The following is a 24,136-nucleotide window of genomic DNA, read 5'->3' on the forward strand; positions in this document are numbered from 1 at the left end:
GCTGCTAGCGGGCCGGCTTGAGGACATAACCCGCGCCACGCAGCGTGTGGATCATGGGGTCGCGGCCGTTGTCGATCTTCTTGCGCAGATAGGAAATGTAGAGCTCGACGATGTTCGACCGGCCGCCGAAGTCGTAGCTCCAAACCCGGTCGAGGATCTGGGCCTTGCTGAGCACCCGCTTCGAGTTGCGCATCATGAACCGCAGCAGCTCGAACTCGGTGGAGGTCAACGAGATCGGCTCGCCGGCGCGCGTCACCTCGTGGCTGTCCTCGTCGAGGACCAGGTCACCGACGACCAGCTGCGCGCCGCTGTCCAACGTCGTCACCCCGGTGCGCCGCAGCAGCGCGCGCAGGCGCAGCACCACCTCTTCGATGCTGAACGGTTTGGTGACATAGTCGTCGCCGCCCGCGGTCAAGCCGGCGATGCGGTCTTCCACCGCGTCCTTGGCCGTCAGCAGGAGCACGGGCAGCTGCGGGTTCTCCTCGCGCAACTTATGCAGGACGTCGAGCCCGCTCATATCGGGCAACATCACGTCGAGGACGACCACGTCGGGACGCTGGCCGCGGGCCGCGGCAATGGCCGACGCGCCGTCGCTGGCGGTGGCGATGTTCCAGCCCTCGTACCGCAGCGCCATCGACACCATTTCGGCCAGGACCGATTCGTCGTCGACGACCAAGACGTTGATCGGATTTCCATCCGCGCGACACATGACCACCCGCTCGACGGAGGCTCGCGATTGTGTCACAGGTTCCAGTATGCGCACCCCGCTGAGGCGCGGCTATGGCCTACCTTTGCGCCCCCTGTGAACGGGATCGCGCGACTGCTGAGCAGTCGCGCGATCCCGTTTTTCCCGGCGAGGTGGTTAATACCAGTAGCGCCGGCCGGCGACCGGGCGGCCGATGGAGCCCATAATCCACAAGACGGCGCCGATGACGAGCACGACGACGCCGATCTCCCACAGCAATGGGACGCTGAATACAAATCCGAGAATAAGCAGAACTACGCCCAAGACAATCATGACGACTCCTTTTAGGTGAGGGGTAGTAGGACACCAGGCATTGAACTGGGCTGCGGAACATGGCAGTCCTTGACTTTCGGGTTGACTCCCCCGTAATTCAAAGGTCCCGCGATGACGGTCAAGGCGATGTTTCCCGCCGTGACGCAACTGGTCGAGTCACCCTTGAAGTAATCGCGTTGCCACGCCGCGAACACCCCGATGAGCAGCCATACCAGGGCAATGGTCCCAATGATTCCGCTGCCACGCATGGTGACCTCCAATGTGATCGAGAAAAATTTCTCGTGGACGATAGTTACCCATTCGACTTGTGCCTAAACATTGCGCCGGGTGAATTCGTCAGTGCCCCAGCGAAGCCCGGCGGGGCCGGCGAGCTGGTTCGACGCGCTAGCTACGCCGCTGCGCGGAAACGTACAGCGTGGGCGGCATCGTGCCCTCGGCGCCCTGCGCAATGCTACGGCCGTAGCGCGCCATCAGCTCGGCGAACGTGGTCGTGGTGACGCCCCAGCCGTGCTCCCGCAACCACCCGTCGACCGGGGTGCGCTCCTCGGCGTACCAGAGGTCGTCGAAGTCGGTGATCTCGGCGTCGACCAGCTTGGCCGCGGCCGCTCGCATGCGCTTCATATCCTCGCGCTGGCGCGTGACGAGCTCGGGATCGGTGAATCCCGCACCCGGTACGTTGGAGGCCAGCCAACTGCCCCTCGCGCTGAGCTTGTGGACGCGCTCGAACAGCAGGTCCTGGGCTTGCGCCGGTAGGTAACGCACCAGGCCCTCGGCCGACCAGGCAGCGGGCTTCGACGCGTCAAATCCGGCCTCTTGCAACGCCTTCGGCCAGTCCTGCCGGAGATCGATCGGCACGTTGACCAGTTTCGCCTTCGGCTGCGCGCCGTGCCGGCGCAGCGTGTCGGATTTGAAGTCCAGGACCTTGGGCTGGTCCAACTCGTAGACGACCGTGCCGTCGGGCCAGGGCAACCGCCAGGTGCGCGCGTCCAGGCCCGCGGCCAGGATGACCACCTGCCGGACACCGGAATCGGCCGCGCCCAGGAAGAACTCGTCGAAAAAGGCCGTCCGGGTGGCCATGAAGTCGATCATCAACTGGATGCGCGAGCGCACGTCGGGCTCCAGCTCCATCGCCTTGGCCAGCAGCTGCGGATCGGCGTAGATGCTCCACATGCCCTCGCCCGCCGCGTCGACGAACACGCGGGCGAACGGGTCGTTGATGAGCGGATTCTCGCTCTCGGTTTCGGCGGCGCGCGCCGCCGCGACACCAAGGGCGGTGGCCCCCACGCTTTGGGTGATGTCCCAGGAATCGTTGTCGGTACGCGGCATCGCCAGTTCCCTTCCACAGCGCGAGAGTCCGTTAGTTCCGCACACTATTGTTCCAGCCTCCGCCGCCCGCCGCCCCGTGCCGCCGGTGCCCTAGGCTTTTTCCCAGATGCCCCACAGGTTTGCAGAGGAGCCCGGCATGAACGAGATCGGTATCGGCTGAACGTGGACTCCGTGAACCTCGACGCCGTCGCCGCCTGGATGTCCGAGCGGGGACTCGGCGAAGGCCCGCTGGAAGAGGTGTCCACGGTCACCGGCGGAACCCAGAACGTCATGCTCCGGTTCAGCCGGGCCGGCCGGCCCTACGTCTTGCGGCGCGGCCCGCGGCACCTTCGTCCGCGCAGCAACACCGTCATCCTGCGGGAAACCAAAGTTCTTGCGGCGCTGGCTGATTCAGACGTGCCACACCCACATTTGATCGCCGCCTGCGACGACCCGGGCGTGCTCGGCGACGCGGTCTTCTACCTGATGGACCCGGTCGACGGATTCAACGCCGGGGAGGAATTGCCGCCGCTGCACGCGGGCGATCCCAGCGTGCGGCACGGCATGGGACTGTCGATGGCCGACGCGCTGGCCAAGCTGGGCGCCGTCGATCACGGCGCTGTGGGTCTCGCCGACTTCGGCAAGCCGGAGGGCTTCCTGGAGCGCCAGGTGCCGCGATGGCTTTCGGAGCTCGACTCCTACAGCGCGTACGACGGCTATCCGGGGCCGGACATCCCCGGCATCGACGAAGTGTCGGCCTGGCTGCAACGCCACCGGCCGGCGAACTGGACTCCCGGCATCATGCACGGCGACTACCACGCCGCCAACGTGATGTTCTCCCGGACCGGGCCGGACGTCGTCGCCATCGTCGACTGGGAGATGTGCACCATCGGCGACCCGCTGCTGGACCTCGGCTGGCTGCTTGCCACCTGGCGCCAGCCCGACGGCTCCAGCGTGTTCAGCCACGCGCTGGGTGGTCAGGACGGGCTGGCCAGCACCGACGAGCTGTTCGAGCGCTACGCGGCCAACACCGTCCGCGACTTGTCGCATATCACCTGGTACACCGTGCTGGCCTGCTTCAAGCTGGGCATCGTCATCGAGGGGACGCTGGCCCGTGCCTGCGCGGGCCAGGCCGAGAAGGCGGTCGGCGACCAATTGCACGCGGCCACGGTGCACCTGTTCGAGCGGGCGCTGGGCCTCATCAAGGGCGACCGCTGATCCGTTAGCACCTCCCCTCGTGCCGCAACCGTCACGGTTTCACCGAGCACGGAAACCTGCGCCGTCACGCAAAACGGGCACCGTCCCCCCCGCACCGCGGACCGTTCGGGGGACGTTAGCGCGCCCTGAACCCGGCGGCCGACCCGAATCACGTTGGCCTGACGAGATTTTCGTCGGACTCTCGAGACCGGTCGCCGAAGCCGGCGCAGGGGCGAACCGCTTACATCAAGGTGCAAGTGGTGACGCCCGCGGTTGTGGTGCAACCACAACCCGACATCATGAAGGCGCTGGAAGCGATCATCAGGGCGGCGAAAATTTTGCTGACACGAGACATGGCACTCAACTCCGATGGTTCGCGCGGAACTGAATTGTTTGCCCGAGGTCCTCAATGTACGCCCGGAGGCGGCCCGTGTGGGCCGAGTTGTCAACCGCGGACGTCGTTGCGTGCGGCATGTCGTTGCACCGCCCGGGCATGGGACGCGTCGCCGTCGTCGCCGGCGCGATGATCGAGATCGGCGATCGCGTCGGTGTGGCCGTAGAGCACCAGCACGTCGCCGCACGCGACCCGGCAGTCCGGGGCCGGATGCGCCGCGTAATGGCCGTCACGTCGGTTGATTCCGAGCACGATCAAGCCCTCGTCGGGCAACCGAAGCTCCTCGAGAGTGCGTCCGGTCACCCAGTCGTCCGCGGCGATGGCCAACTCACTGACCACATAGCCTTCCCCGAGGTCGGCGAGCGTGCCGGAGTCGCGGCCCTGCATGTCGGTAAAGCGGCTCAGCGCTCGACCGATCACGCTGGTCAACCAGCGGTTCACCCGGGGACTTCGGGAGAGAAATACCAACAGGATCAGGCCAGCGGCCAGCTCGAAGACCCTCAGCCAGGACGCCCCGGTGGCGCCGCCTCGAAAGCCGAGGATCAGCGAACTCGCGGCGGCGACGAAGCCGACGTTGCCGACGAGCATCAGCAGCATCACCACCCGGCGGCGCAGCGGATGTGCCACCACGGCCTCGGATTCCGTAGTCGTGAAGCCGGCGCCGGTGAACGCCGACCGGGCCTGGAACCGCGCCGACTCCCCGGACATCCCCGAGGCGGCGAGCACTACGGTCGCGACCCTGGTGACGAGCAGCGAGACCGCCAGCACGGCGAGCAGTGAGGCGATGGCGTACATGCCGTGAGCTTGCCCTGAGCAGGAATTCGGTAAACGCACCGTGCGCCCGGCTGAGCCGAATGTTGGCGCCGGCTGCGCCCGTTGACGGCGCGACAGCTCGAGAAGCGCTCAAAAAGCGCGCCCGAAGGGATTCGAACCCCTAACCTTCTGATCCGTAGTCAGATGCTCTATCCGTTGAGCTACGGGCGCCCGTGTTCAGTTGTCGTGCGTGGTGTTCCGCTAGGACCCAGCGGAGGCGAGAGGATTTGAACCTCCGGTCCCCTTTGAGGGGGACAACTCATTAGCAGTGAGCCCCATTCGGCCGCTCTGGCACGCCTCCCTTGGACTGTTTGAGGGTACCCGACCCCTTTCCGGTCTCGCGGAACCGGCCATAGCGTACACATCGGCGACATAAACTGTCGAAGTGACCGCCCGCTTGCGTCCCGAACTGGCCGGACTGCCAGTGTATGTGCCCGGCAAGAACGTGCCCGGCTCGATCAAACTGGCCAGCAACGAGACGGTGCTCGGCCCGCTGCCCAGCGTGGTCGCGGCGATCGAGCGCGCGGTCGCCGTCGTCAACCGCTACCCGGACAACGCCAGCGTGGACCTCAAGGCGGCGCTGGCCATGCACCTGGGTTCCGACGTCGCCCCCGAGCACATCGCGGTCGGCAGCGGCTCGGTCACCCTGTGCCAGCAGCTGGTGCAGATCACCGCCGCCGCCGGCGACGAGGTGATCATGGGCTGGCGCAGCTTCGAGTGCTACCTGCCCATCGTCCAGGTGTCGGGCGCGACCGCGGTCAAAGTGCCGTTGACCGACCACACGCATGACCTGGACGCGATGCTCGCCGCGATCACCGACCGCACCCGGCTGATCTTCGTCTGCAACCCGAACAATCCGACGTCGACGGTGGTCGAGCCGGAGGCCCTGGCCCGGTTCGTCGACGCGGTGCCGCCGCACATCCTGATCGCCATCGACGAGGCCTACGTCGAATTCGTTCGCGACGGCATGCTGCCCAACAGCCTGGAGCTGGCGCTGTCCCGCAGCAACGTCGTTGTGCTGCGGACCTTTTCGAAGGCCTACGGGCTGGCCGGCTTGCGGGTCGGTTACGGGGTCGGCCACCCCGACCTGATCACCGCGCTGGACAAGGTCGTCATGCCGTTCGCCGTGACCAACGTCGCCCAGGCGGCCGCCATCGCGTCGCTGGAGGCGTCCGACGAGTTGATCGCCCGCACCGACGCACTGGTGGCCGAGCGCACCCGCGTCTGCGCCGGGCTACGCGACGCCGGGTTCACCCTGCCGCCGTCGCAGGCGAATTTCATCTGGCTGCCGCTGGGCGCCCGCACCGCGGACTTCACCGAGCAGGCCGCCGACGCGCGGCTGGTGGTGCGACCGTTCGCGGGCGAGGGGGTGCGCATCACCATCGGTGCGGTGGAGGAGAATGACGCCCTGTTGCACTTCGCCCGCGACTGGATTTCCCGCACCGAACCGTAAGGAGCACTCCGTTGGACTTGGCGCGCAAACAATTCACCGAGTTCAAGGAGCGCGGCGGCGAGATTCCCGATGCCGAGCTCGACGACTTCTGGGGCAGCCTCGAGCCCGCGACCATCGAGGGGATGCTCGGCGAGTGGAAGGGCGGCGAGTTCCGCACCGGCCACCGGATGAACGGTCAGCTGGAGAAGGCCGGCTGGTTCGGCAAGACGTTCTCCTCGGCGCGTGACGTCCAGCCGCTGGTCTGCCTCGACGCCGACGGCAACAAGTTCTCGAACAAGGAGCTGGGCAAGGGCGAGGCCAGCCTGTGGCTCGAGGAGTTCCGCGGGGAGGTCACCGCGACGATGGTCTACGACGGCCAGCCGGTGCACGACCACTTCAAGAAGATCGACGACGCCGCCGTGATGGGCATCATGAACGGCAAGGGCGTCCGGGATAACGGCCGGTATTACTACTTCTACCTCGAACGGGTCTAGCGGCTCGGCGGGCTAGCGGACCGGGTTGCGGCCGGTGAACGCGACCAACTGCTCGAGCGCGCCGGCGTCCCCGGGCACGTCGACCGGGTCGTCGAACCCGTTACCGCCGCGAAACTCCGGCCTGATGACCTGCCGGGCCAGCCCCAGCACGTACTCGGACAGCGGCTCGGGCGCGTTGATCTGGTGTCCCACGGCGGTGGCGTAATCCCAGGCGTGGACCAGGAATTCGATCGACAGGACGGCGCACGCGCCTTTCGCGGGCATCTCCCCCTTGCCGAACGGCACCGAGCCGTCCAGGCCGTGCCGATGCCAGGCGTCCAACGCGGGCCGGGCCGCGGTGACCACCTGCGCTTCCACCGAGTCGCCCGCGTCGCGCTCGGGGATCTGTGCGCCTACCATGCCGCCCAGCGCCGTGATCGACTTCAGCAGATGATCGGTCAACTGCGCGACGTCGAACTCCGCGCACGGCGTCTGCCGGGACAGGTCGTCGGCCGCGATGGTGTGCAGCACCCGCTGCAGCACCCCGAGCGTGTCCTCGGCGCTGTGCAGTTCGTCGGTGGGCGGGGAGTGCGGGCCGGGCCGCAAGTCGGGAGCCATGTTTGCCACGCTACGGTCTCGATATGGCGCAAGCATACGAATCCGTCACGGTGGAGACGAAAGATCACGTCGCGCGGGTGACGCTGATCGGGCCGGGCAAGGGCAACGCGATGGGCCCGGCGTTCTGGTCGGAGATGCCGGAGCTTTTCGCGGCGCTGGACGCCGACCGCGACGTGCGCGCGATCGTCATCACGGGCTCCGGCAGGAACTTCAGCTACGGCCTGGACGTGCCCGCGATGGGCGGCTCGTTCACCCCGCTGCTGTCCGGCGGCGCGCTGGCCCGGCCCCGCGCCGACTTCCACGCCGAGATCAAGCGCATGCAGAACGCCATCACCGCGGTCGCCGACTGCCGCACCCCGACCATCGCGTCCGTGCACGGCTGGTGCATCGGCGGCGGTGTCGACCTGATCTCCGCGGTCGACATTCGCTACGCCAGCGCCGACGCCAAATTCTCGGTGCGCGAGGTCAAACTGGCCATCGTCGCCGACGTCGGCAGCCTGGCGCGGCTGCCGATGATCCTCAACGACGGCCACCTGCGCGAGCTGGCGCTGACCGGCAAGGACATCGACGCGGCCCGGGCCGAGAAGATCGGCCTGGTCAACGACGTGTACGACGACGCGGAGGCCACGCTGGCCGCCGCGCACGCCACCGCTGCCGAGATCGCCGCCAACCCACCGCTGACCGTGCACGGCGTCAAGGACGTCCTCGACCAGCAGCGCGTCGCCGCGGTATCGGAAAGCCTGCGCTACGTGGCCGCCTGGAACGCGGCCTTCCTGCCGTCGAAGGACCTGACCGAGGGCATCGCGGCGACGTTCGAGAAGCGCCCGCCGCAGTTCACCGGCGAGTGATCCGGCGGCACGTACCCTCGCTGGGGTGACGACGACGCGCGCTGGCGACGATGCAGAGCGGAGCGATGGGGAGGAGCGGCGCCAGTGACCCCCGACGGCAAGATCCGCCTCCCGGCCGACTTGGACGCCGTGACCACGATCGGCGAGGAAGACCACTCCGAGATCGACGGCGCCGCCGTCGACCGGATCTGGGACGCCGCCCGGCACTGGTATGGGGCGGGCTTCCACCCCGCGATCCAGCTGTGCCTCCGCCGGAACGGGCGCGTCGTCCTCAACCGGGCGATCGGCCACGGCTGGGGCAACGCCCCTAGCGACCCGCCCGACGCCGAGAAGACCCCCGTCACCCCCGACACGCCGTTCTGCGTCTACTCGGCGGCCAAGGGCATCGCGGCGACGGTGGTGCACATGCTCGTCGAGCGCGGCGTCTTCTCCCTCGACGACCGCGTCTGCGACTACATCCCCACGTTCACCAGTCACGGCAAGGATCGGATCACCATCCGCCACGTGATGACGCACAGCGCCGGGCTGCCCTTCCCCACCGGGGCCAAGCCGGACGTCAAGCGCGCCGACGACCACGAGTACGCACAGCAGAAGCTCGGCGAACTGCGGCCGCTGTACCGCCCGGGGCTGGTGCACATCTATCACGCGCTGACCTGGGGCCCGCTCGTGCGCGAGCTCGTCTACGCGGCCACCGGCAAGGAGATTCGCGAAATCCTGGCCACCGAGATCCTCGACCCGCTCGGGTTCCGGTGGACCAACTTCGGCGTCACCAAAGAGGACCTGGCCCTGGTCGCACCCAGCCATGCGACCGGCCGTCCGCTGCCGCCGGTGATCGCGCAGATCTTCCGCAAGGCGATCGGCGGAACCGTGCACGAGATGATCCCGATCACCAACACCCCGCTGTTTCTCAACACGATCATCCCGTCGTCCAACACGGTCTCGACCGCGCACGAGATGTCGCGGTTCGCCGAAATCTGGCGTCGCGGAGGCACTCTCGACGGCGTGCGGGTGGTCAGCCCCGAGACCATGTACGGCGCGGTCAAGCAATGCCGCCGGCTGCGGCCGGATTTCGCGGTCGGGCTGCAACCGGCCCGGTGGGGCACCGGTTTCATCCTCGGGACGGACCGATGGGGGCCGTTCGGGCGCCACGCGCCGCACGCGTTCGGCAACCTCGGCCTGGTCAACATCGCCATCTGGGCCGACCCGGCGCGCGGCCTGGCGGCCGGCGTGGTCAGCAGCGGCAAACCCGGGCGCGACCCGGAAGCCAAGCGCTACACCGCCCTGATGGACAAGATCACCGCGGAGATCCCCGCGGGTTGAGGGTGCCCCGCGGTGGGAACACTGCCCGGATGGCTACCTATCGAGTGCTCAATCCCAAGGGCGACGTCGTCGCGACCAAGGACATCGACAGCGCCGACAAGGCGCACGCGTGGTTCGCCGACGAGGCGGTCGAAGGCAGCGAACTGGGCTGGCGCATGGAAGTCGAAACCGACGGTGAATGGCGCTTCTTCGACAACAGCGAAGGCGATCGCAGCTACTAGTGTTTGCGGCCCGGCCCGCCGGGCACCCGAAGGCATGGACTCTGAACGCTTCCGCAAGCTGCTAGAGGCCCCCGCGCCATTCGCGTCGGTCTACTTCGACGACTCACACGACACCCACGACGCCGAAGCCCAGCTCGAGCTCAAATGGCGGGCCCTCAAGGAAGACCTGGAAAGCCAGGGCGCCGGTGCGGCGGTGATCGACGAAATCGGGCGCGCTGTGCGGGATCTGCGGCCCCCGATCGGTCGCAGCGGCCGCGGCATCGTGGCCAGCGCCGAGCGGGTGCTGCTCAACGAGCACCTCACCCGGCCCACGGCCGAGACGGTCGTCCGCGTGTCCGAATTGCCCTTTGTCCTCCCGATCGTCGAACTCGGCTTCGAGTACCCCGACTATCTGCTGGCCGTCGTCGACCACACCGGCGCCGACATCACCACGCACATCAACGGCACCCTGCGGACGGAGACTGTCGACGGCGGCGGCTACCCGGTGCACAAGGCCGCGGGCGCCGAGACCGCCGGATACGGCGACCCGCAACTGCGCACCGACGAAGCCGCCCGCAAGAACGTGCGGGCGGTGGCCGACCGGGTCGGCGAACTCGTCGACGACAAGTCGATCGAGATGATCTTCGTCGTCGGCGAGGTGCGCTCGCGCTCGGACCTGCTGTCCGCCCTGCCGGATCGCCTGCGCGACCGGGCGATTGCGCTGCAGGTGGGCGCGCGCCACAGCGGTCACGACGACGAGGAGGTTCAGCGGGGCATCGAAGCCGAATTCGTCAAGCGGCGGTTGAAGGTGATCGACGACGCCGCCGCCCGGTTCACCGCCGAGGTGGGGCGGCAATCGGGGCTGGCCGCCGAGGGGGTCGACGCGGTGTGCTCGGCGCTGCGCCAGGGCGCGGTGGACACGTTGATCGTCGGCGACGTCGGCGACGCCACGGTGGTCTCCGACGAGGGCCTGACGACGGTCGCGCCCAACGAGAACGTGCTCTCGGAGCAGGGCGCGGCGCCCGCCAAGACGCTGCGGGCCGACGAGGCCCTGCCGCTGTTCGCGATCTCCGTCGGGGCGGCGCTGGTGCGCACCGACGAGCGGATCGCCCCGGCCGACGGGGTCGGCGCGCTGCTTCGCTACGCGCCGACGCTGCACCAGAGCGTCGACTGAACACCGGCGGTGGCGGAGGGATTTGAACCCCCGGACGGTGTTAGCCGTCTCTCGCTTTCAAGGCGAGTGCATTAGGCCGCTCTGCCACGCCACCGCTGCTAAGGGTAACGGTGGTCGGTAGCGTGGCTGCCATGCGCGCCATCGTCGCCGAATCCCCCGATCAGCTTTCCTGGCAAGACGTTCCCGACGTGTCCGCCGGGCCCGGCGAGGTGCTGATCAAGGTCGCCGCCGCCGGTGTGAACCGCGCCGACCTGCTGCAGGCCGCCGGCAAGTACCCACCTCCGCCCGGCGCCAGCGAGATCATCGGCATGGAGGTGTCCGGTGTCATCGCCGAAACCGGCGAGGGCGTCACGGATTGGTCTGCCGGACAACAAGTTTGCGCGCTGCTGGCCGGCGGCGGCTACGCCGAGTACGTCGCGGTGCCCGCTGGCCAGGTACTGCCGATTCCCTCTCGTGTGGACCTCGTCGACGCCGCCGGGCTGCCGGAGGTGGCGTGCACGGTGTGGTCGAACCTGGTGATGACCGCCCACCTGGGCAAGGGCCAGCTGCTGCTGGTGCACGGCGGGGCCAGCGGCATCGGGAGCCACGCGATCCAGGTCGCGCGGGCCCTCGGCGTCCGGGTGGCCGTCACGGCCGGCTCGGCGGAGAAGCTCGAATTCTGCCGCCAGCTGGGCGCCGAAATCACGGTCAACTACCGCGACGAGGACTTCGTCGCGCGGCTGCAGGAATGCGGCGGCGCCGACGTGATCCTCGACATCATTGGCGCGGCCTACCTGGACCGCAACATCGACGCGCTGGCCACCGACGGGCAGCTGGTGATCATCGGGATGCAGGGCGGCATCAAGGGCGAGCTCAACATCGCCAAGCTGCTGGGCAAGCGGGCGCGGGTCATCGGCACCACGCTGCGGGCCCGGCCGGTGACCGGGCCCAACAGCAAGACCGAGATCGTGCAGGCGGTGATCCGCTCGGTATGGCCGATGATCGCCGAGGGCCGCGTCCGCCCGATCATCGGCGCCCGCCTGCCCATCCAGCGGGCCGGCGAGGCGCATCAACAGCTGACGTCGAGCGAGGTCACCGGCAAGGTCGTGCTGACGGTCTAGCCGGTTCGGCCCAGCTGCCGAGCCCGGCCCGTCGAGTGTGCGGTGAGGGCTTCGAGCGTGCTGTGTGGGCGTGATTTTCGTGGCATCCGCGCCGTGAGCGCACACCGAAGGCCATGGCTGCGCTCTCGAGCGCTAACCGGAGGCAGGCTCAGCCCAGGGAAGCCAGCGCGCGCACCAGCTGGTCGACCTCGGCCGTCGTCGAGTAATGCGCCAGCCCGACGGTCACCGCGCCGCCGACGTCGTTGACGCCCAGCACCTCGAGGGCTCGGGAGCTCTCGTTGGTGACGGCCAGGACCCCGTTGTCGGCCAACCGCTGCACCACCCGTTCGGCGGGCACGCCGTTGAGGGCGAAGCTGACCACGGGGATGCGCACCTCGGGGCGGCCGATCACCATGACCAACGGCAGCGACCGCAACGACACCATCAGGTAATCGAAGACCCGGTTCAGATACGACGTCGCCGACTGCATCGACACCGCCAGGCGTTCGCGGCGGCTGCCACGGGCCGACTCGTCGAGCGCCGCCAGATACTCGACGCTGGCCACCACCCCGGCCAGCAGGCCGAACTGATGTGCGCCGATCTCGAGACGCGCCGCGCCGGTCGCCTTGGGGTCCGTCGAAATGGAACCGAACGAATTGAGCAGCGCCGGGTCGCGGAACACCACCGCGCCGATCGGCGGACCGCCCCACCCCAGAGCGTTCACCGCCACCACGTCGGCGTCGGTCTCCTTGACGTCGAGCAACCGGTAGGGCGCCGCGGCGGAATGGTCCACCACCACCAGCCCGCCGACGTCGTGCACCAGCTTGGTCATCGCCCGCAGGTCGGTGACCGTGCCCAGCGCAGCGGACGCCGAGGCGACGGCCACCAGCCTGGTCGACTTCCCGATCAGTCCCTCCCACTGCCAGGTCGGCAGCTCGCCGGTCTCGATGTCGATCTCCGCCCACTTGACCTTGGCGCCGTAGCGGTGCGCCGCCCGCAGCCACGGGGCGATGTTCGCCTCGTCGTCGAGGCGGCTGACGATCACCTCGTAGCCCAGACCGGCGCGCGAGGACGACGCCTCGGCCAGCGCCGACAACAGGATGGCGCGGTCGGCGCCGAGGACCACGCCCGCCGGGTCCACGTTGAACAGGTCGGCCACCGCCGCCCGGGCCGCGTCCAGAATGGCGGCGCTGCGCTGGGCGGACGGATGCGCGCCCACCGCGGTGGCGCTGGACCTGCGGAAGGCGGTCGAAACGGTGGTCGCGACGGAATCCGGGATGAGCATCCCGGCCGGCGCGTCGAAGTGCACCCACCCGTCACCCAGCGACGGATGGAGTCCGCGCACCCGGGCGACGTCGTAAACCATGCCAGCCACCTTAGAGCTTGCGCATTTCCGCGAGACTGTGACGGTTGCGGTGCCCGGAGACGCCCGAGACTTTCCGGCCGACCGGTGGCTTCCCGAGGCAGGACACCCGGCCAGCCATACTAGTCCAGTGGGCCTCTGGTTCGGAACGCTGATCGCGTTGTTCTTGCTGATAGCGCCCGGGGCGATCATCGCGCGAATCAGTCAGCTGAGTTGGCCCATCGCCGTCGCCGTGGGCCCGGCGCTGACCTTTGGCGCGATCGCGCTGGCGATCATCCCGTTCGGCGCCGTCGGGATCCCCTGGAACGGCTGGACCGCCCTGGCCACGCTGGTCGCGGTGTGCCTGGTGATGACGGTCCTGCAGCTGGCGCTCGGGCGCTACCGCGACACCGCGGCCGAGGCCCGCGGGATCGGCGGCTGGCCGGCGGCGACGGTGGCGGTCGGGGTGCTGATCGGGGCGCTGCTCATCACGTGGGCGGCCTACCGCGGTCTGGCCGCCCATTGGCAGACCATCCCCAGCACCTGGGACGCCGTCTGGCACGCCAACGAGGTCCGCTTCATCCTGGACACCGGGCAGGCCTCGTCCACCCACATGGGCGAGCTGCGCAACGTCGAGACGCACCAGACGCTGTACTACCCCTCGGTGTTCCACGCCTGGGTGGCGGTGTTCTGCCAGCTCACCGGCGCGGCGCCGACCACCGGCTACACGTTGAGCTCGGTGGCGGCCTCGGTCTGGCTGTTCCCGACCAGCGCCGCGATGCTGACCTGGCGCCTGCTGCGTCCGCACTGGTGCGAATGGCGCACCGCCGGGGCGGCCGCCACCGCCGCCGCGCTGTCGGCGTCGTTCACCGCGCTGCCCTACGTCGAGTTCGGCGTCGCCGCCATGCCCAACCTGGCGGCGTACGGGGTCGCCGTCCCGACGTTCGTGCTGATCGCCTCCACGCTGCGGCACCGCGACCGCATCCCGGCGGCGGTGCTGGCCTTCGTCGGGGTGATGTCGGTCCACCTGACCGGCGGGTTCATCGTCGTCCTGTTCGCCGTCGGGTGGTGGGTGCTGGACGTGTTGTGGCGTCCGGTGCGCGGCCGGGTCGCCGACGCCGTGACGCTCGCCGGCGTGGCGATCGCCACCGGGCTGATCCTGTTGCCGCAGTTCATCAGCGTTCGCCAACAGGAAGACATCATCGCCGGGCACTCGTTCCTCACCCGCCTCAGCATGAAGCGGGGCCTCTACGACGCCATCTTCCAGCACTCGCGGCACCTCAACGACTTCCCCTACCAGTACGGCCTGATGGCGCTGGCCATCCTCGGGGGCGTCATCTTCGCCTACAAGAAGATCTGGTGGCCGCTGGCGGTGTGGCTGTTGCTGGTGGTGGTCGACGTCGACGCGGGAACTCCGCTCGGCGGCCGGTTCGGCGCGCTGGCCGGCGCCTTCGGGGAGTTCTTCTACAAGGATCCGCGCCGGATCTCGGCGGCCATCACCCTGCTGCTGGAACCGATGGCCGGCGTCGCCTTGTTCGTGATCGTCATGGCGGTGGTGGCCGGCGCCAAACGAGTCGCCGGCCGATTCAGACCCCAGCCCGCCCCGGCCTGGGCGGCGGCCACGGCGGTCCTGCTGGTGGCGACGACGGTGTTCGCCGCGCGCCACTACTTTTATCGGCACCTGGTCCTGTTCGGCGACAAGTACGACTCGGTGATGATCGACCAGCGCGACCTGATGGCCATGGCCTACCTGGCCACCCTGCCCGGCGCCCACGACACCGTGATCGGCAACGCCAACACCGACGGCACCGCATGGATGTACGCCGTCGCCGACCTGCACCCGCTGTGGACCCATTACGACTACCCGCAGCAGATGGGCCCCGGCCCCAACCGGTTCATCTTCTGGGCGTACGCCCGCAAGGGCGACTCCGATCCGCGGGTGGTCGAGGCGATTAAAGCGCTCAATATCCGGTACATCTACACCAGCACGCCGACGGTCCGGGGCTTCGCCGTACCCGACGGACTAGTGTCACTGGATAAATCGAAGTCGTGGGCGCTGATCTACGACAACGGTGGAGCCCGAATCTACGAATGGCGCGGAAACGGCGCGGCGCCGCACTCTTAGTCCGCAAAGGATGGTGATGGTTTGAGTACCCGCAACGACGACGATGACATCGAGATCATCGGCGGCGTCGACCCGCGGACCACGGCGGTGGCGGAGGACGACTCCGACGAGCGCTCCCTGACCGATCTGGTTGAGCAGCCCGCCAAGGTCATGCGCATCGGGACGATGATCAAGCAGCTCCTCGAGGAGGTGCGCGCCGCACCGCTCGACGAGGCCAGCCGCAACCGCCTGCGCGAGATCCACGCGACCAGCATCCGCGAGCTCGAAGAGGGCCTGGCGCCCGAGCTGCGGGAAGAGCTCGACCGCCTCACCCTGCCGTTCAACGAGGACACGGCGCCGTCCGACGCCGAATTGCGCATCGCCCAGGCCCAGCTGGTCGGCTGGCTGGAGGGGCTGTTCCACGGCATCCAGACCGCGCTGTTCGCCCAGCAGATGGCCGCCCGCGCGCAGCTGGAGAACATGCGCCAGGGCGCGCTCCCCCCCGGCGTCGGCAAGCCGGGCACCGGATCCGGGCACGGTCAGTACCTGTAAAGCGAAGCACGGTGGCGGGTCCTCACATCGAGACGCACAACGCGTGGGTGGAATTTCCCATTTTCGACGCGAAGTCGCGCTCCCTCAAGAAAGCCTTCCTGGGCAAGGCGGGCGGCACGATCGGCCGCAACAGCTCCAACGTGGTCGTCGTCGAGGCGTTGCGCGACATCACCATGTCGCTCGAGTTGGGCGACCGGGTCGGCCTGGTCGGCCATAACGGGGCCGGGAAATCGACTCTGCTGCGCCTGCTTTCGGGCATCTACGAACCCACGCGGGGCTGGGCGAAGGTCACCGGCCGGGTCGCACCGGTCTTCGATCTGGGCGTCGGCATGGACCCGGAGATCTCGGGCTACGAGAACATCATCATCCGCGGGCTGTTCCTCGGGCAGACCCGCAAGCAGATGCTGGCCAAGGTGGACGAGATCGCCGAGTTCACCGAGCTGGGTGACTACCTGTCGATGCCGCTGCGCACCTACTCCACCGGGATGCGGGTCCGGCTCGCGATGGGCGTCGTCACCAGCATCGACCCGGAGATCCTGCTGCTCGACGAGGGCATCGGCGCGGTGGACGCGGACTTCCTGAAGAAGGCGCAGTCGCGGCTGCAGGGGCTGGTGGAGCGGTCCGGAATCCTGGTGTTCGCCAGCCATTCCAACGAGTTCCTGGCCCGGCTGTGCAAGACCGCGATGTGGATCGAGCACGGAGTCATTCGCATGTCGGGCGGCATCGAAGACGTGGTGCGCGCCTACGAGGGTGAGGATGCGGCCCGGCACGTGCGCGAGGTGCTGGCCGAGACGCGCTCGCCGGCTGACGCCGATCAGCCGCTGGCCCAAAGAGCCTCCGTGGATGAGTGAATCCGTCTTCGCCGTCGTGGTCACCCACCGGCGCCCCGACGAGCTGGCCAAGTCGCTGGGCACCCTGAGCAGCCAGACCCGGCTACCCGACCACCTGATCGTCGTGGACAACGACGGCCCCGCCGACGGCCGGGTCGCAGATCTGGTGGCCGGCCAGCCGATTCCGACCACTTATCTGGCTTCCCGCCGAAACCTCGGCGGCGCAGGTGGTTTCGCGCTCGGCATGTTGCACGCGTTGGCACAGGGCGCCGGCTGGGTGTGGCTGGCCGACGACGACGGACGCCCGCAGGACTCGCACGTGCTCGCCACCCTGCTCGCATGCGCCGAGAAGCACGCGCTGGCCGAGGTGTCGCCGATGGTGTGCAATATGGATGACCCGCAGCGGCTGGCGTTTCCGCTGCGCCGCGGGTTGGTATGGCGCAGGCGCGCAAGCGAATTGCGCACCGAGGCGGGGCAGGACCTACTGCCCGGGATCGCGTCGCTGTTCAACGGCGCGCTGTTCCGGGCGGCCACGCTGGAGGCGATCGGCGTCCCCGACTTGCGACTGTTCATCCGCGGCGACGAGGTCGAGATGCATCGGCGACTGGTGCGGTCCGGGTTGCCGTTCGGCACCTGCCTGGACGCGATCTACCTGCACCCGTGCGGGTCGGCGGAATTCCGGCCGATCCTGGGCGGCCGCATGCACACCCAATACCCAGACGATCCCGCCAAGCGGTTCTACACCTACCGCAACCGCGGATACCTGTTGGCCCAGCCCGGCCTGCGCAAGCTGCAGCTGCAGGAATGGGTCCGGTTCGGCTGGTACTTCCTGATGACCCGGCGCGACCCGAAGGGCCTGGCCGAGTGGATTCGGTTGCGCCGCTTGGGGCGTCGGGAGCAGTTCGGCAAACCGGGAGGCTGCACTTGACATTCATCGACGCCGCCGCCCAGTCGCGGACCTTCACCCGCGCCCGGGGTGACCTGGCCGCCGGTTTCCGCCGCCACGAGCTGTGGCTGCACCTGGGCTGGCAGGACATCAAGCAGCGCTACCGCCGCTCGGTGCTGGGGCCGTTCTGGATCACCATCGCGACCGGCACCACCGCCGTCGCCATGGGCGGCCTGTACTCCAAGCTCTTTCACCTCGAACTCTCGGTGCACCTGCCGTACGTCACGCTCGGACTGATCGTCTGGAACCTCATCAACGCGGCGATCCTGGAGGGCGCCGACGTCTTCGTCGCCAACGAGGGACTGATCAAGCAGTTGCCGACGCCGCTGAGCGTGCACGTCTACCGGCTGGTGTGGCGGCAGATGATCTTGTTCGCGCACAACATCGTCATCTACGTCGTGATCGCGATGATCTATCCCAAGCCGTGGTCGTGGGCGGACCTGTCGGTGATTCCGGCGCTGGGGCTGATCGTGCTCAATTGCATATGGGTGTCACTGTGTTTCGGCATCCTGGCGACGCGCTATCGCGACATCGGGCCGCTGCTGTTCTCGGTCGTGCAGTTGCTGTTCTTCATGACGCCGATCATCTGGAACGACGACACGCTGCGGGCGCAGGGGGCGGGACGCTGGTCGCGCATCGTCGAATTGAATCCGCTGCTGCACTATCTCGACATCGTCCGCGCCCCGCTGCTGGGCGCGCACCAGGAGTTGCGGCACTGGGCCGTGGTGGGGGCGCTGACCGCGGTCGGCTGGGTGCTGGCGGCATTCGCGATGCGGCAATACCGCGCCCGGGTTCCGTACTGGGTCTAGCCCGGCGTGCGGAGCCCGGCAGTCGATCTACCGCTCACATGTTCGGCGGCGGCATGTGCAGCCAATTCAGGGTGCCGCCGGTCTGCCCCTTGTACTGCGGGCAGTAGGCGGACACCGAGAGGCCGACGAAGAAGCCCGCCTGTTTCGCGGTCAGATTGGTGTTCCTCATCGCCTTCATCGCGAGCAGGCTCGCCGGCTGCTTGCTGTCGAATCCGGCGCAGACCGTGTGGGCCATCGAGATGGCGGTGTCGGGGTCGTTGATGACGATTCCGTTGTCCGCGAGGGCCGACAGGAAGGCGTCGTCGGCCGGATCCGCCGCCGCCGGCGCCGCGAGGAGCAGCGCGGCGGCGGCTGCCACGGCGAAAGGGGCTGCGGACCGCTTCGGAGGACCGACGCTCATAACACCCACCATAGGCCGCTTAAGGATTCCGCAAGCCCCGGTTCCGACGCTGTGCCCATGCGTAACAACGTTTTCCCCGATGGGGCCCGCGTGGCCACGATGCACCGCGCCGACGCGCCGCCGGGCCGCACCGCCAGGTTCCACCTGCACAGGGTGTTCGACCACCTGCCCTGCTGCCATCGTTCGTGGGCCAATCAGGGCAAGCAATTCTTCCTGCACGGCTACGAGCGTGCCTTCGACATCGAGTTCGCCTGCGCCGAAACCGAAGCAGGCACCGACGCCGTCGTCGGCGAGGGCACCCTCGACGAGGTCAAGGGGGCGCTGCGCGACCAGTTCGACCACACCACGCTGATCGCCGCCGACGACCCCAGCGCGACCTGTTCGAGTTGCTGGCCGACCGGGGCGTCATCGACCTGCGGATCATGGACGACACCGGGATGGCGGGCGCGACCGCCTGGACGTTCGAGACGGTGGAAGGCATCGTCGGGCCGGCCACCGGCGGCCGCGTCTGGGTGTCGCGCATCAAGGCGCACGAGAGCCGCAACCACGTCGTCACCCTCACGGCCGGGCCCGTTTAGGGGAAACACGGCGCGCGCACTTCCGATGCGGGAGTATGCGTTCGTGAGCGACGCCTCCGCCATCGGCTGTGTGGGAACGCTGACCGTCGCAACCCGCGGCGACGGCGGCGCCGGCGAGGTGCTGGTCACCGTCCGGGGCGCCAAGGAGGCCTTCCTGGCATGGTCCGACCACCCCCTGCCGAAGGGCGCCCAGGTGCTGGTGGTGGAGGTCAGGGGCGCCCGCACGGTGGCCGTCGAGCCCTGGCAGGGCCTCGCCTGACCTGAATTGACGGCCCGGATCGGCCGGGATACAACAGCCAAACCCGCGAAGGAGTCCCATGCTCGGTTACAAGGTGCCCGCCCCCGACGAGGCGATGCTCGTCTCCGGTGCCCGAACCAAAAGCAACGCGCCGTTCCGCGTCGTGACCGGTCACGGCGCCTTCATCATGCCGTTCTTCCGCAAGGTCCGGTTCCTCACGCTGGCCATGTGCGAGGCCGAGGTCGCCGAGAAGTGCGTGACCCAGCAGGGCATCACCCTCAACGTGCGGGCGGTGATCGCCTTCAAGGTCGGCAACGACACCGAGAGCATCATCAGCGCGGCGCAACGATTCCTGTCCGAGCAGGACCAGATGTCGGTGTTGACCGGCCGCATCTTCGCCGGCCACCTGCGCTCGATCATCGGGTCGATGACCGTCGAGGAGATCATCCGGGAGCGCCAGAAGCTGGCCACCGAGGTGCTCGACGGGTCCAAGGAAGAGATGGCGCGCATCGGGCTGACCGTCGACGCGCTGCAGATCCAGTCCATCGACGACGACGGGCTGGGCTACATCGACGCCATGTCGGCGCCGCACAACGCCGCGATCCAGCAACAGGCGCAGATCGCGCAGGCGCAGGCCAACCAGGCGGCCGCCGAGGCCGAACAGGAGTCACAGCGCAAGCAGGCCGAGTTCGCCCGTCAAACCGCCATCGTCAAGGCGCAGTACAAGGCCGAGGTCGACAAGGCCCAGGCGGAGGCCGCGCAGTCCGGGCCACTCGCCGAAGCCGAGGCCCAGCGCGAGGTGCTGCAGATGCGCACCGAACTGGCGGAGCGCGCCGCCGAGCTGCGCCAGCAGGAACTGGTCGCCGAGGTCGTCAAACCCGCCGAGGCCGAGGCCGAGCGTGTCCGGATCCTGGCCGTCGCCGACGCGGAGAAGATGAAGATCCAGGCGGAGGCGGCCGCGTCGCACAACCGGGTGGCGCTCGACAAGGCGCTCATCGACCAACTGCCCGAGATCGTCGAGAAGGCGGCCCGGGGCCTGGCCAACGCGAACGTCACCGTGCTCAACGGGGCCGAGGGACTCACGGAGGTGGCCAGCGGGCTGGTGGCGCAGGGCAGGGCGATCTTCGACGCCCTGCGCGGCACCGTCGAGTACTACGACGACGAAGACGGCGCACCGCCGCTGACCACCAACTCCGACTCCGGCCCGCCCGCCCGCTGAGGAAACTCGCCGCTTGTCCGAAACGGTGGCGGGCGCCTCGCCGTGGTGCAACACTGGAACGCCACCCGAGCAACCTGGGCGAAAGGTCCCCTGACGTGAGCAAAAAGGTCCAATCAGCGGCGGATGCGGCGCGGGCGAACCTCGCCGCCGAGCTGGAGCGGCTACGGCAGCGGCGGGACCGCCTCGAGGTCGAAGTCCGCAACGACCGCGGCATGGTGGGCGATCACGGCGACGCGGCCGAGGCGATCCAGCGCGCCGAGGAGCTGGTCGGGCTCAGCGACCGGATCAACGAGCTGGACCGGCGCCTGCGGACCGGGCCGTCGCAGCCCGACGCATCGGAGACCCTGCCGGGGGGCACCGAGGTGACCCTGCGGTTCTCCGACGGCGAGGTGGTCACGATGCACGTGATCTCGATCGTCGAGGAGACGCCCGTCGGCCGGGAAGGGGAAACGCTGACCGCGCGCAGCCCCCTGGCCCAGGCCCTGGCCGGCCACAAGGCGGGCGACACGGTGACCTACTCGACGCCGCAGGGCGAGGATCAGGTCGAGTTGATCGCGGTCAAGCTGCCCCGCTGAAGCGTCGCGGGGCAGTCCGTGCGGCCCGGTTAGACTCCCCCCAATGGTTGCCCCGCCGCCCGATGCCGCGCCGCCGGGCCCGCAGTTGAGTCTGACGACGCAGGTGACGCGGTTCGTCGTCACCGGTGGCCTGGCGGGGATCGTGGACTTCGGCCTCTACCTGCTGCTGTACCAGGCGGTGGGCGTGCAGGTCGACCTGGCGAAGGCCACGAGCTTCGTCGTCGGCACCATCACCGCCTACCTGATCAACCGGCGGTGGACGTTCCAGGCGGCCCCGAGCACCGCGCGCTTCGTCGCGGTGATGATCCTGTACGGCGTCACCTTCGCCGTACAGGTCGGGCTCAACCACCTGTGCCTGGCGCTTTTGCACTATCGCGGCTGGGCGATACCCGTCGCGTTCGTGATCGCGCAGGGCACCGCGACGGTGATCAACTTCATCGTGCAGCGGGCGGTAATCTTCCGCATCCACTGACCCGACGTTCGCAAGCGGTACCCTCTTTGACGATGTTGAGCACCGACGTTCCGACCACCACCGCCCGGCTGACCGGCTTCGGCCGCACCGCGCCGTCGGTGGCCCAGGTGCTCTCGACCCGCGACCCCGAGGTGATCGCCAAGGCGGTCGCCCGCGTCGCCGAATCCGGCGGCCCGAACGGGCGCGGGGTGATCGCGCGCGGGCTGGGCCGGTCCTACGGCGACAACGCCCAAAACGGCGGCGGCCTGGTGATCGACATGACCGGCCTGAATCGGATCCACTCGATCAGCGCCGACACCCGGCTCGTCGACGTCGACGCCGGCGTCAGCCTGGACCAACTCATGAAGGCGGCGCTCCCGTTCGGGCTGTGGGTCCCGGTGCTGCCCGGCACCCGCCAGGTCACCGTCGGCGGCGCGATCGCCTGCGACATCCACGGCAAGAACCACCACAGCGCGGGCAGCTTCGGCAATCACGTGCGCTCGATGGACCTGCTGATGGCCGACGGCACCGTCCGCGCCCTCTCCCCCGACGGGGACGACGCCGAGCTGTTCTGGGTCACCGTCGGCGGCAACGGCCTGACCGGGATCGTGCTGCGCGCCACCATCGAAATGACGCCGACGGAGACCGCGTACTTCATCGCCGACGGGGTGGCCACCCGGGACCTCGACGAGACGGTCGCCGTTCACCTCGACGGCAGCGAGGCCAACTACACCTACTCCAGCGCCTGGTTCGACCTGATCAGCCCGCCACCCAAACTCGGCCGGGCCGCGGTCAGCCGGGGCAGCCTGGCGAAGCTGGACCAGCTGCCGGCCAAGCTGGCCGAGAATCCGCTGAAATTCGATGCGCCGCAACTGTTGACGGTGCCCAACGTGTTTCCCGTCAGCGCGATGAACAAGCTCTCCTTCATGGCCATCGGCGAGGTGTACTACCGGCTGGGCGGCACCTACACCGGCAAGATCATGAACCTGTCGCAGTTCTACCACATGCTCGATCTGGTCAGCGGCTGGAACAATGCCTACGGCCCAATGGGTTTCGCGCAACATCAGTTCCTGGTGCCGCCGGACGCGATGGACGAATTCAAGGCCATCATCCGCTGGATCCAGACCCGCGGCCACTACTCGGCGCTGAACGTGTTCAAATTGTTCGGCCCGGGCAACCGCGCACCGCTGAGTTTCCCGATGGCCGGGTGGAACGTCGCGATGGACTTTCCCAACAAGCCGGGCATCAACGAGTTCCTCAACGAACTCGACAGGCGCGTACTGGAATTCGGTGGCCGGGTTTACACGGCCAAGGATTCTCGCGCGAGCGCCGAAACCTTCCACGCCATGTACCCACGCATCGACGAGTGGATCGCGGTGCGCCGCAAGGTGGATCCCGCAGGGGTGTTCGCCTCGGACATGGCCCGACGTTTGGAGCTGCTGTAAATGGTGCGCCAATGGTGTTAGACGCCGTGGGGAATCCGCAGGCCATCCTGCTGCTCGGCGGTACCTCCGAGATCGGGCTGGCCATCTGCGAGCGCTACCTGCAGAACGCGCACGCCCGCATCGTGCTGGCCGCCATGCCGAACGACCCGGGCCGCGACGCCGCCGTCGCCCAGATGAAGGCCGCGGGCGCGCGCTCGGTGGAGATGATCGACTTCGAGGCCACCGACCCCGACAGCCACCCGAAGACGGTCGACGCGGCCTTCGCCCACGGTGACGTCGACGTGGCCATCGTCGCCTTCGGCATCCTCGGCGACGCCGAGGAGTTGTGGCAGAACCAGCACAAGGCCGTCTTGGCCGCCGAAATCAACTACACCGCAGCGGTTTCGGTGGGGGTGCTGCTGGCCGAGAAGATGCGCGCCCAGGGTTTCGGCCAGATCATCGCGATGAGCTCGGCCGCCGGTGAGCGGGTGCGGCGGTCCAACTTCGTGTACGGGTCCACCAAGGCGGGACTGGACGGCTTCTATCTGGGCCTGGGCGAGGCGTTGCGCGAGTACGGGGTTCGCGTCCTGGTGATCCGGCCCGGCCAGGTGCGGACGCGGATGAGCGCGCACGTCAAGGAGGCGCCGCTGACCGTCGACAAGGAGTATGTCGCCAACCTCGCGGTGACCGCGGCCGCAAAAGGTAAGGAATTGGTTTGGGCGCCGGCAGCATTCCGTTACGTGATGATGGTGTTGCGACACATTCCGCGGAGCGTCTTCCGCAAGCTGCCAATCTGA

28 protein-coding genes, 3 tRNA genes and 1 pseudogene are annotated in these 24,136 nt (G+C 68.4%); 21 read left to right on the forward strand and 11 right to left on the reverse strand.

The window, feature by feature from the left end; translation table 11 throughout:
• Positions 1-4: 4 nt before the first annotated feature.
• The 4 genes from BST44_RS06815 to BST44_RS06825 all read right to left on the reverse strand — a co-directional run bounded on the left by BST44_RS06815 (position 5) and on the right by BST44_RS06825 (position 2,344).
• Positions 5-709 carry a response regulator transcription factor gene (locus tag BST44_RS06815; protein WP_083176140.1) on the reverse strand — a complete coding sequence of 235 codons (705 nt, stop codon included), beginning with the start codon at positions 707-709 and terminating at the stop codon, positions 5-7.
• A 153-nt stretch (positions 710-862) separates the two neighbouring features.
• Entirely contained in the window at positions 863-1,018 is a 156-nt protein-coding gene (locus BST44_RS30345; RefSeq protein WP_090419013.1) for a DUF6131 family protein, read from the reverse strand.
• A gap of 11 nt (positions 1,019-1,029) precedes the next feature.
• Positions 1,030-1,278, reverse strand: a complete 249-nt coding sequence (locus tag BST44_RS06820; RefSeq protein ID WP_082972912.1) for a hypothetical protein — start codon at positions 1,276-1,278, stop codon at positions 1,030-1,032.
• A gap of 124 nt (positions 1,279-1,402) precedes the next feature.
• Entirely contained in the window at positions 1,403-2,344 is a 942-nt protein-coding gene (locus BST44_RS06825; protein WP_083175987.1) for a class I SAM-dependent methyltransferase, read from the reverse strand.
• Between the two features lie 198 nt (positions 2,345-2,542).
• On the opposite strand from BST44_RS06825, the gene BST44_RS06830 reads away from it, so the two are divergent.
• Positions 2,543-3,541 carry a phosphotransferase family protein gene (locus tag BST44_RS06830; protein WP_244184747.1) on the forward strand — a complete coding sequence of 333 codons (999 nt, stop codon included), beginning with the start codon at positions 2,543-2,545 and terminating at the stop codon, positions 3,539-3,541.
• A gap of 424 nt (positions 3,542-3,965) precedes the next feature.
• On the opposite strand, the gene BST44_RS06835 is transcribed toward BST44_RS06830, so the two are convergent.
• The 3 genes from BST44_RS06835 to BST44_RS06845 all read right to left on the reverse strand — a co-directional run bounded on the left by BST44_RS06835 (position 3,966) and on the right by BST44_RS06845 (position 5,028).
• Positions 3,966-4,709: a TrkA C-terminal domain-containing protein gene (locus BST44_RS06835; protein ID WP_083175991.1), complete on the reverse strand. Its 744-nt coding sequence runs from the start codon at positions 4,707-4,709 to the stop codon at positions 3,966-3,968.
• A 116-nt stretch (positions 4,710-4,825) separates the two neighbouring features.
• Positions 4,826-4,898, reverse strand: a tRNA-Arg gene (locus BST44_RS06840).
• Between the two features lie 41 nt (positions 4,899-4,939).
• Positions 4,940-5,028, reverse strand: a tRNA-Ser gene (locus BST44_RS06845).
• Between the two features lie 84 nt (positions 5,029-5,112).
• Between BST44_RS06845 and hisC the strand changes: the two genes are divergently transcribed.
• The gene (gene hisC, locus BST44_RS06850) at positions 5,113-6,180 is read left to right on the forward strand and encodes a histidinol-phosphate transaminase (protein ID WP_083175993.1); all 1,068 of its coding nucleotides are present in this window, start codon (positions 5,113-5,115) and stop codon (positions 6,178-6,180) included.
• A gap of 11 nt (positions 6,181-6,191) precedes the next feature.
• Positions 6,192-6,653, forward strand: coding sequence for a DUF4334 domain-containing protein (locus BST44_RS06855; protein WP_083175995.1), 462 nt, complete (start codon positions 6,192-6,194; stop codon positions 6,651-6,653).
• A gap of 12 nt (positions 6,654-6,665) precedes the next feature.
• Here the strand turns inward: BST44_RS06855 and BST44_RS06860 are convergent, their stop codons facing one another.
• Positions 6,666-7,250, reverse strand: coding sequence for a TIGR03086 family metal-binding protein (locus BST44_RS06860; RefSeq protein ID WP_208619741.1), 585 nt, complete (start codon positions 7,248-7,250; stop codon positions 6,666-6,668).
• Positions 7,251-7,273: 23 nt separating this feature from the next.
• On the opposite strand from BST44_RS06860, the gene BST44_RS06865 reads away from it, so the two are divergent.
• The 4 genes from BST44_RS06865 (at position 7,274) to BST44_RS06880 (ending at position 10,792) form a co-directional block, all read left to right on the forward strand.
• The gene (locus BST44_RS06865; protein WP_083175999.1) at positions 7,274-8,098 is read left to right on the forward strand and encodes a crotonase/enoyl-CoA hydratase family protein; all 825 of its coding nucleotides are present in this window, start codon (positions 7,274-7,276) and stop codon (positions 8,096-8,098) included.
• Positions 8,099-8,182: 84 nt separating this feature from the next.
• Positions 8,183-9,418 (forward strand): lipase LipE, encoded by a 1,236-nt coding sequence (gene lipE, locus BST44_RS06870; protein WP_083176001.1) that lies wholly within the window; start codon positions 8,183-8,185, stop codon positions 9,416-9,418.
• Between the two features lie 29 nt (positions 9,419-9,447).
• A complete protein-coding gene (locus tag BST44_RS06875; protein WP_083176003.1) occupies positions 9,448-9,639 on the forward strand; it encodes a hypothetical protein in 192 nt (63 codons plus the stop codon).
• Between the two features lie 34 nt (positions 9,640-9,673).
• Complete coding sequence (locus tag BST44_RS06880; protein WP_083176005.1) at positions 9,674-10,792, forward strand: Rv2629 family ribosome hibernation factor; 1,119 nt, start codon at positions 9,674-9,676, stop codon at positions 10,790-10,792.
• 7 nt (positions 10,793-10,799) lie between these two features.
• Here the strand turns inward: BST44_RS06880 and BST44_RS06885 are convergent.
• Positions 10,800-10,886 (reverse strand) — tRNA-Ser (locus BST44_RS06885).
• Positions 10,887-10,923: 37 nt separating this feature from the next.
• Between BST44_RS06885 and BST44_RS06890 the strand changes: the two genes are divergently transcribed.
• On the forward strand, positions 10,924-11,892 hold the full coding sequence (locus BST44_RS06890) for an NAD(P)H-quinone oxidoreductase (RefSeq protein WP_208619742.1): 969 nt from the start codon (positions 10,924-10,926) through the stop codon (positions 11,890-11,892).
• A 148-nt stretch (positions 11,893-12,040) separates the two neighbouring features.
• Here the strand turns inward: BST44_RS06890 and BST44_RS06895 are convergent, their stop codons facing one another.
• The gene (locus BST44_RS06895) at positions 12,041-13,237 is read right to left on the reverse strand and encodes a cysteine desulfurase-like protein (RefSeq protein WP_083176009.1); all 1,197 of its coding nucleotides are present in this window, start codon (positions 13,235-13,237) and stop codon (positions 12,041-12,043) included.
• A gap of 127 nt (positions 13,238-13,364) precedes the next feature.
• Between BST44_RS06895 and BST44_RS06900 the strand changes: the two genes are divergently transcribed.
• From BST44_RS06900 to wzm, 5 genes are read left to right on the forward strand one after another with little or no spacing between them, the layout of a single operon-like run.
• On the forward strand, positions 13,365-15,338 hold the full coding sequence (locus tag BST44_RS06900; protein WP_083176011.1) for a DUF6541 family protein: 1,974 nt from the start codon (positions 13,365-13,367) through the stop codon (positions 15,336-15,338).
• Between the two features lie 21 nt (positions 15,339-15,359).
• Positions 15,360-15,869, forward strand: a complete 510-nt coding sequence (locus BST44_RS06905) for a bacterial proteasome activator family protein (RefSeq protein WP_083176013.1) — start codon at positions 15,360-15,362, stop codon at positions 15,867-15,869.
• 11 nt (positions 15,870-15,880) lie between these two features.
• On the forward strand, positions 15,881-16,720 hold the full coding sequence (gene wzt, locus BST44_RS06910; protein ID WP_083176015.1) for a galactan export ABC transporter ATP-binding subunit Wzt/RfbE: 840 nt from the start codon (positions 15,881-15,883) through the stop codon (positions 16,718-16,720).
• Complete coding sequence (gene glfT1 / locus BST44_RS06915) at positions 16,713-17,627, forward strand: galactofuranosyltransferase GlfT1 (RefSeq protein ID WP_083176017.1); 915 nt, start codon at positions 16,713-16,715, stop codon at positions 17,625-17,627. Before wzt ends, glfT1 begins: the two co-directional genes overlap by 8 nt.
• Positions 17,624-18,454 (forward strand): galactan export ABC transporter permease subunit Wzm/RfbD, encoded by an 831-nt coding sequence (gene wzm / locus BST44_RS06920; protein WP_083176019.1) that lies wholly within the window; start codon positions 17,624-17,626, stop codon positions 18,452-18,454. Before glfT1 ends, wzm begins: the two co-directional genes overlap by 4 nt.
• 34 nt (positions 18,455-18,488) lie before the next feature.
• Here the strand turns inward: wzm and BST44_RS30845 are convergent, their stop codons facing one another.
• The gene (locus BST44_RS30845) at positions 18,489-19,034 is read right to left on the reverse strand and encodes a DUF732 domain-containing protein (protein WP_369332972.1); all 546 of its coding nucleotides are present in this window, start codon (positions 19,032-19,034) and stop codon (positions 18,489-18,491) included.
• Here BST44_RS30845 and BST44_RS31515 point away from each other — a divergent pair.
• The 8 genes and pseudogenes from BST44_RS31515 to dprE2 all read left to right on the forward strand — a co-directional run.
• Positions 18,954-19,169, forward strand: a pseudogene (locus BST44_RS31515) (hypothetical protein); the annotation flags it as partial. The gene BST44_RS30845 and the pseudogene BST44_RS31515 overlap by 81 nt on opposite strands.
• 71 nt (positions 19,170-19,240) lie before the next feature.
• Entirely contained in the window at positions 19,241-19,432 is a 192-nt protein-coding gene (locus BST44_RS30850; RefSeq protein WP_244184744.1) for a hypothetical protein, read from the forward strand.
• 43 nt (positions 19,433-19,475) lie between these two features.
• A complete protein-coding gene (locus BST44_RS30855) occupies positions 19,476-19,691 on the forward strand; it encodes an NfeD C-terminal domain-containing protein (protein WP_244184745.1) in 216 nt (71 codons plus the stop codon).
• Positions 19,692-19,749: 58 nt separating this feature from the next.
• Complete coding sequence (locus tag BST44_RS06935; RefSeq protein WP_083176025.1) at positions 19,750-20,889, forward strand: SPFH domain-containing protein; 1,140 nt, start codon at positions 19,750-19,752, stop codon at positions 20,887-20,889.
• Positions 20,890-20,984: 95 nt separating this feature from the next.
• A complete protein-coding gene (locus BST44_RS06940) occupies positions 20,985-21,464 on the forward strand; it encodes a GreA/GreB family elongation factor (protein ID WP_065440909.1) in 480 nt (159 codons plus the stop codon).
• A gap of 43 nt (positions 21,465-21,507) precedes the next feature.
• A complete protein-coding gene (locus BST44_RS06945) occupies positions 21,508-21,936 on the forward strand; it encodes a GtrA family protein (RefSeq protein ID WP_083176027.1) in 429 nt (142 codons plus the stop codon).
• A 32-nt stretch (positions 21,937-21,968) separates the two neighbouring features.
• Positions 21,969-23,360, forward strand: coding sequence for a decaprenylphosphoryl-beta-D-ribose oxidase (dprE1, locus tag BST44_RS06950; protein ID WP_083176029.1), 1,392 nt, complete (start codon positions 21,969-21,971; stop codon positions 23,358-23,360).
• Between the two features lie 11 nt (positions 23,361-23,371).
• Positions 23,372-24,136: a decaprenylphospho-beta-D-erythro-pentofuranosid-2-ulose 2-reductase gene (gene dprE2 / locus BST44_RS06955; protein WP_083176031.1), complete on the forward strand. Its 765-nt coding sequence runs from the start codon at positions 23,372-23,374 to the stop codon at positions 24,134-24,136.

Source organism: Mycobacterium scrofulaceum, from assembly GCF_002086735.1.
In the GTDB taxonomy this organism is placed as follows: Bacteria; Actinomycetota; Actinomycetes; order Mycobacteriales; family Mycobacteriaceae; genus Mycobacterium; species Mycobacterium scrofulaceum.

What these genes read in the sequence shown, in the direction of transcription:
- BST44_RS06830 (WP_244184747.1), top strand. Translation starts at nt 2,543, where the DNA reads ATGTCCGAGCGGGGACTCGGCGAAGGCCCGCTGGAAGAGGTGTCCACG.
- BST44_RS06895 (WP_083176009.1), bottom strand. Translation starts at nt 13,237, where the DNA reads ATGGTTTACGACGTCGCCCGGGTGCGCGGACTCCATCCGTCGCTGGGT.
- dprE2 (WP_083176031.1), top strand. Translation starts at nt 23,372, where the DNA reads ATGGTGTTAGACGCCGTGGGGAATCCGCAGGCCATCCTGCTGCTCGGC.
- BST44_RS06880 (WP_083176005.1), top strand. Translation starts at nt 9,674, where the DNA reads ATGGACTCTGAACGCTTCCGCAAGCTGCTAGAGGCCCCCGCGCCATTC.
- BST44_RS06935 (WP_083176025.1), top strand. Translation starts at nt 19,750, where the DNA reads ATGCTCGGTTACAAGGTGCCCGCCCCCGACGAGGCGATGCTCGTCTCC.
- BST44_RS06945 (WP_083176027.1), top strand. Translation starts at nt 21,508, where the DNA reads ATGGTTGCCCCGCCGCCCGATGCCGCGCCGCCGGGCCCGCAGTTGAGT.
- BST44_RS06825 (WP_083175987.1), bottom strand. Translation starts at nt 2,344, where the DNA reads ATGCCGCGTACCGACAACGATTCCTGGGACATCACCCAAAGCGTGGGG.
- BST44_RS06890 (WP_208619742.1), top strand. Translation starts at nt 10,924, where the DNA reads ATGCGCGCCATCGTCGCCGAATCCCCCGATCAGCTTTCCTGGCAAGAC.
- BST44_RS06815 (WP_083176140.1), bottom strand. Translation starts at nt 709, where the DNA reads ATGTGTCGCGCGGATGGAAATCCGATCAACGTCTTGGTCGTCGACGAC.
- BST44_RS06835 (WP_083175991.1), bottom strand. Translation starts at nt 4,709, where the DNA reads ATGTACGCCATCGCCTCACTGCTCGCCGTGCTGGCGGTCTCGCTGCTC.
- BST44_RS06865 (WP_083175999.1), top strand. Translation starts at nt 7,274, where the DNA reads ATGGCGCAAGCATACGAATCCGTCACGGTGGAGACGAAAGATCACGTC.
- BST44_RS30345 (WP_090419013.1), bottom strand. Translation starts at nt 1,018, where the DNA reads ATGATTGTCTTGGGCGTAGTTCTGCTTATTCTCGGATTTGTATTCAGC.
- BST44_RS06860 (WP_208619741.1), bottom strand. Translation starts at nt 7,250, where the DNA reads ATGGCTCCCGACTTGCGGCCCGGCCCGCACTCCCCGCCCACCGACGAA.
- BST44_RS06875 (WP_083176003.1), top strand. Translation starts at nt 9,448, where the DNA reads ATGGCTACCTATCGAGTGCTCAATCCCAAGGGCGACGTCGTCGCGACC.
- BST44_RS30845 (WP_369332972.1), bottom strand. Translation starts at nt 19,034, where the DNA reads ATGGCAGCAGGGCAGGTGGTCGAACACCCTGTGCAGGTGGAACCTGGC.
- dprE1 (WP_083176029.1), top strand. Translation starts at nt 21,969, where the DNA reads ATGTTGAGCACCGACGTTCCGACCACCACCGCCCGGCTGACCGGCTTC.
- glfT1 (WP_083176017.1), top strand. Translation starts at nt 16,713, where the DNA reads ATGAGTGAATCCGTCTTCGCCGTCGTGGTCACCCACCGGCGCCCCGAC.